General features: G+C 57.9%; 5 protein-coding genes. All 5 read left to right on the forward strand.

The window, feature by feature from the left end; genetic code table 11:
• Positions 1-909, forward strand: a 909-nt coding sequence (locus H5U08_RS09635) for a 4Fe-4S binding protein (RefSeq protein WP_297032490.1), incomplete at its 5' end; no start/stop codon positions are given.
• Positions 910-990: 81 nt separating this feature from the next.
• A complete protein-coding gene (locus tag H5U08_RS09640) occupies positions 991-1,488 on the forward strand; it encodes a hydrogenase iron-sulfur subunit (protein WP_297032493.1) in 498 nt (165 codons plus the stop codon).
• Entirely contained in the window at positions 1,485-2,477 is a 993-nt protein-coding gene (locus tag H5U08_RS09645) for a F420-nonreducing hydrogenase (protein WP_297032495.1), read from the forward strand. Before H5U08_RS09640 ends, H5U08_RS09645 begins: the two co-directional genes overlap by 4 nt.
• 93 nt (positions 2,478-2,570) lie before the next feature.
• Entirely contained in the window at positions 2,571-4,037 is a 1,467-nt protein-coding gene (locus H5U08_RS09650; protein ID WP_297032496.1) for a Ni/Fe hydrogenase subunit alpha, read from the forward strand.
• 364 nt (positions 4,038-4,401) lie between these two features.
• Positions 4,402-5,190: hypothetical protein (locus H5U08_RS09655; RefSeq protein ID WP_297032498.1), on the forward strand; the 789-nt coding region annotated here is incomplete at its 3' end.

Here is a 5,190-nt window from a genome sequence, read left to right on the forward strand (position 1 = left end):
AAGATTGTGCTTCGGGACGGGAAGACGGAGCCCCAGTCGGTGGCCATTATTCATTGTGTGGGCAGCCGGGACTCCAACCACAACGAGTATTGCTCCGGCATCTGCTGCATGGCGGCCCTGAAATTCGGGCACCTGGTGCTGGAGAAGACCAAAGCCGAAGTGTACTCCTTCTACATCGACATGCGGACGAACCAAAAGGGATACGAAGAGTTCTATCATCGTCTGCTGGAAGAAGGGATGCACTTCGTCCGCGGAAAGGTCGCGGAGGTCACCGACGCCGCTCGCCGACCCGAAGAAGCAGGAAAACTTATCATCCAGGTGGAAGACACTCTGATGGGAAAACAACGCCGCATTCCCGTCGATATGGTCATCCTGATGGGGGCCCTCGAGCCCCAGGCGGACGCCAAGGAGCTTGGCCTGAAGCTGGGCATCTCGTGCAGTATGGCCGGCTGGTACACCGAGCGGCATCCCAAGCTGGACCCGGTGGCCACCATGACCGACGGCATCTTCGTGGCGGGCGCCTGCCAGGGACCGAAGGATATTCCGGCCTCGGTGGCCCAGGGTGCGGCCGCCGCCGCGCGGGTGATGGCCATGATCACCAAAGGCAGCGTCATGATCGAGCCGGTTGTGGCCACAATCAATGAGGAAAAATGCTCCGGCTGCCGAATCTGCAATAACCTGTGCCCGTACAACGCGATCGAATTCGACGAACAAAAACAGGTCAGCCGGGTCATCACGGCGATGTGCAAAGGATGCGGGACATGCGTGGCCGCCTGCCCGGCCGGTGCTATCAGCGGTGCCCACTTCAGCAACGAACAGGTGTTCGCCGAGATCGAGGGCATCCTCTGGGATGCGATTCACGGAGACGGCGGTCAGGCCAGACAGGAAGCCGAGGCGGTTCCCGTGTGAATCCCATGGGGACACGATCGGTGTCAATCGACCAGTCGAAAATACCGAATTCACTTCGCCATACAACAACAGGATTGAGCCATGGCTGAGGACACCTTCGAACCCAAAATCGTAGGCTTTCTGTGCAACTGGTGCTCGTACCGGGCGGCAGACCTGGCGGGCACAGCGCGAATCAAATACTCGCCCAACGTGCGGATCATCCGCGTGATGTGCAGCGGACGGGTGGACCCCGCGTTTGTGCTCAAAGCACTTTCCCTGGGCGCAGACGGCGTCATGATCGCCGGATGCCATCCCGGCGAGTGCCACTATATCGAGCAGAATTACAAGGCTATGCGGCGCTACTATATGCTCAAGCACACGCTCAAGGCCCTCGGTCTGGAAGAAGATCGCATCCGGCTGGTATGGGCCTCCGCCGCCGAGGGTCAGCAGCTTGCCGAGCATATCGACAAATTCGTCGAAGACATCCGCAAGCTTGGCCCGCTGAACTGGCCCGCCAACTGGCAGGAAAACGGGGAACGCCTGCATGCCGTTGAAGCCATTGCCAAAGAACACGAAGAATCGCTGGAGGTGCTTCCATGAGTGACGGACAAGCCAAGGGAAAACTGGCGCTGTACTGGGCGGCATCCTGCGGCGGATGCGAAATCGCCGTCCTCGCCATCGATGAAAAAATCCTCGAGGTGGCGAAACACTTTGATATTGTGTTCTGGCCCTGCGCCACCGACGGAAAAGTCCGTGACGTGGAAAAGATGGAGGATGGTTCCATCGACGTGTGCCTGTTCAACGGAGGCATCCGCACCAGCGAACAGGAATACATGGCCAAATTGCTCCGTCGCAAGGCGAAGGTCCTGGTGGCTTTCGGATCATGCGCGATGGAGGGTTGCATTCCCGGACTGGCCAATCTCAACACGCGGGAAGAGATTTTCCGCACTGTCTATGAGGAGACACCATCCACGGAAAATCCCCAGCACGTGACCCCGCAACACGTCACCGAAGTACCGGAAGGCAAGCTCTATCTGCCGATTTTCTACGACACCGTCTTCACGCTCGACCAGATCGTGGAGGTCGATTATTACCTGCCCGGCTGTCCTCCTGAGGCCGAACGCATCTGGGACGCCATCGTGGCCATCCTGGAAAACAAGCTGCCGCCCAAAGGCTCGGTCATCGGCGTGGACACAACAGTCTGCGATGAGTGCCCGCGCAAACGTACGGAAAAGAAGATTAGAAAGTTTTACCGCACCTGGCAGGTCATCCCGGATGAGGAAACCTGCCTGCTGGAACAGGGCATCATCTGCTGTGGCGTGGCAACCCGGGCAGGTTGCGGAGCGAAGTGTCCGCAGGTCAACTCCCCCTGCATCGGCTGTTACGGCCCGAACACGGACGTGGTTGATTACGGCGCACGGTTGATGGCGGCCCTGGCCTCGGTCATCGATTCCAATGATCCGGCAGAAATTCAGCGGATTATCGAAGAGGGAATTCCCGATCCGGTGGGAACATTCTACCGGTTCAGCCTGGCGCACAGTCTCCTGCGAAGGAAGCGAAAGCTGCCAGCGCCGAGTACGGTCCACTGAGTGATCCATTCGTTTCGGGGAAGCCGAAACCACCAGGAATCAATAAACCCCATATCGAGCACAGAACCTGAAAACAGCCAGGTTGAGGAAGCCATGAAACGGGTAACAATTGATCCCATCACACGGCTGGAAGGTCACGGGAAGATCGAGATCTTTCTCGACGAGAAGGGAGATGTGGCCAACGCCTATCTCCAGATCCCCGAGCTTCGCGGATTCGAGCGGTTCTGCGTCGGTCGGCCGGTCGAGGAAATGCCCAACCTCACCGCCCGAATTTGCGGCGTGTGTCCCGAGGCCCACCATATGGCGGCCACCAAGGCCCTGGATGCCGTCTTTCACGTGGACCCGCCCGAAACCGCCAAAAAACTCCGCGAGTTGTTCTACAGCATTTTCTTCGCCACCGATCACACGACTCACTTCTACGCCCTCGGCGGGCCGGATTTCGTTGTCGGCCCGGATGCCCCCAAGGCTGAGCGGAACATCCTAGGGGTGGTCAAGAAAGTGGGCCTGGAGATCGGTGGCCAGGTCATCAAGATGCGGCATGTGGGCCACAGTCTCATCCAGATGATCGGCGGACGCCGGGTGCATCCCAACTGGGGGCTGCCCGGCGGCGTTAGCAAAGGGATCACCGAAGAACAGCGCCGCGAGATTGAAGCCGCCGGCCGGGAAGCCATCGAATTCGCCAAATTCAGCCTCGACCTGTTCGACAAGCTGGTCCTCAAAAACAGCGATTACGTCTCACTGATCACCGGAGACGTGTATGTTCAGAAGACCTATTACATGGGCACCGTCGATGCGAATAACCACGTCAACTTCTACGACGGGATGGTCCGCGTCGTGGGGCCCGACGGCAAAGAGCACGCCAAGTACCATCCCCGAGATTATCGGGAGTATGTTGCGGAAAGGGTCGAACCCTGGTCCTACCTGAAATTCCCGTATCTCAAGAAAGTCGGCTGGAAGGGCTTTGTGGACGGTCCCGACTCGGGCGTCTATCAGGCCACTCCGCTTTCCCGACTGAACGCGGCCGACGGCATGGCCACCCCACTGGCGCAGAAAGAATATCAGCGATTTTACGAAGTCCTCGGTGGAAAGCCTGTCCATCACACGCTGGCCACTCACTGGGCTCGCCTGATCGAATTGCTCTATGCGACAGAGCGGTGGGTGGAACTGGCATCTGATCCCGCGATCACGGGCAAGGATTATCGCGTCCTGCCCAAAGAAACGCCCACCGAGGGCGTCGGTTGCGTGGAGGCCCCGCGCGGCACGCTCACCCACCATTATGTGACCGACGAACGCGGTCTGGTGGTGAAAGCCAACCTGATCGTGGGCACCACGAACAACAACGCATCCATCTGCATGGCCGTCCGTCGCGCTGCCCAGAAGCTGATCCACGGATTTGAGATTCGCGAAGGATTGCTCAATCGGGTGGAAATGGCGTTCCGCTCGTATGATCCGTGCTTTGGTTGTGCCACCCACACGCTGTCCGGCCAGATGCCGCTGGAGGTGATCATTCGCAAGGCGGACGGGGAGGTGGTGGAACGCCTCACTCAGTGCCTGGATTAGATTCTGTCGTTCCCTGACGTGTTTATTCCGCCGCTCAGCGACGGAGAGTCCTCGAAACCACGGGGAGGCCATCGGCCTCCCCGATGGTTTTTATCAGGGATCATCAACCATCACGGATCGCCGCGAAGCCCCGGCTGGGCACCGCGACTTTGCCGAAGTGCATTTCGTCCGAAAGAAACGCGTTCTTTTCTCGGAAACAGAATCGCGTGACGGCGCTTGCCGCGGTGTGGGTCAAACCACCAACGCCAATAGCGCAACACTATGATGTTATTCGTGCGCGTGTTTGCTCGTACTATCCTTTAGAAAACCACGACTTGACATCGCACGCTTCGGTGGTAAACTGCAGATCAAAACGGAGGAACACATGATGGCCAAAAAAGGGACAAAAGTGGGCAGGTCCGGCAAGACACAAGGCTCGTCCAGCTCGGCCTCCCAAACTACGGTCTCAACCGATCGTTTCGACCTCCGTGCCGATGTTTCGACGGGCAACTTCTGGTTCGATACCGGTCGGGTGATGCTTCTCAGGCATTTCGGTGCAGGCACGCACGACATCAACACCGTTCTTCAGGCACTCGTCGATCGGTTAGTCGAGCCCACCGGCAATAAAGGGGAATACTTCGACAAGACCACAAACTCGCTCAAGGAATACGACAAGAAAAACTGGGTTTTCCCGACCAATCTCTTCATCAAGGCCAATCCCAGCCCGCCGAAAGAAAAACGCCTTATCAACGGCAAAGAGCAGCAGGTTTTCCTCGAGCCTCCCCAATATTCTCTCAAACTCGATCTCAAGAAAAAGAAGGATCACTGTGACATCTGTGGCGAAGAGGCCCCTGTCACCGACGCCACCATGTGGATGTTTCCCTTCGTGGTGGACCCGAGCAAGTTCGGCTGCTTCTACTCGGGAGCCAAACGCGGTCTCAAACTCTGCGCCTGCTGCGCCCTGGCGGGACTGGCCGGTTATCTGGGGTGGCTCTGGCGTGGCAGGCGAGATTGGCTCCATTTCTTTATATTCCACTCGGATATGCCGGAGCTCCGACGGCTCCATGAAGAGATATTGGAACACTTAAAACTTAAAGGTCAAAGAAGTGGAAACTGCGAATGCGCTTTCGAAGGTCCCTACATCCACGAAACGACATTCGGTCATTTGCTCAAA

The sequence above is a fragment of the Thermogutta sp. genome, assembly GCF_014359955.1.
Taxonomy (GTDB): Bacteria; Planctomycetota; Planctomycetia; order Pirellulales; family Thermoguttaceae; genus Thermogutta.

What these genes read in the sequence shown, in the direction of transcription:
- H5U08_RS09645 (WP_297032495.1), top strand. Translation starts at nt 1,485, where the DNA reads ATGAGTGACGGACAAGCCAAGGGAAAACTGGCGCTGTACTGGGCGGCA.
- H5U08_RS09650 (WP_297032496.1), top strand. Translation starts at nt 2,571, where the DNA reads ATGAAACGGGTAACAATTGATCCCATCACACGGCTGGAAGGTCACGGG.
- H5U08_RS09640 (WP_297032493.1), top strand. Translation starts at nt 991, where the DNA reads ATGGCTGAGGACACCTTCGAACCCAAAATCGTAGGCTTTCTGTGCAAC.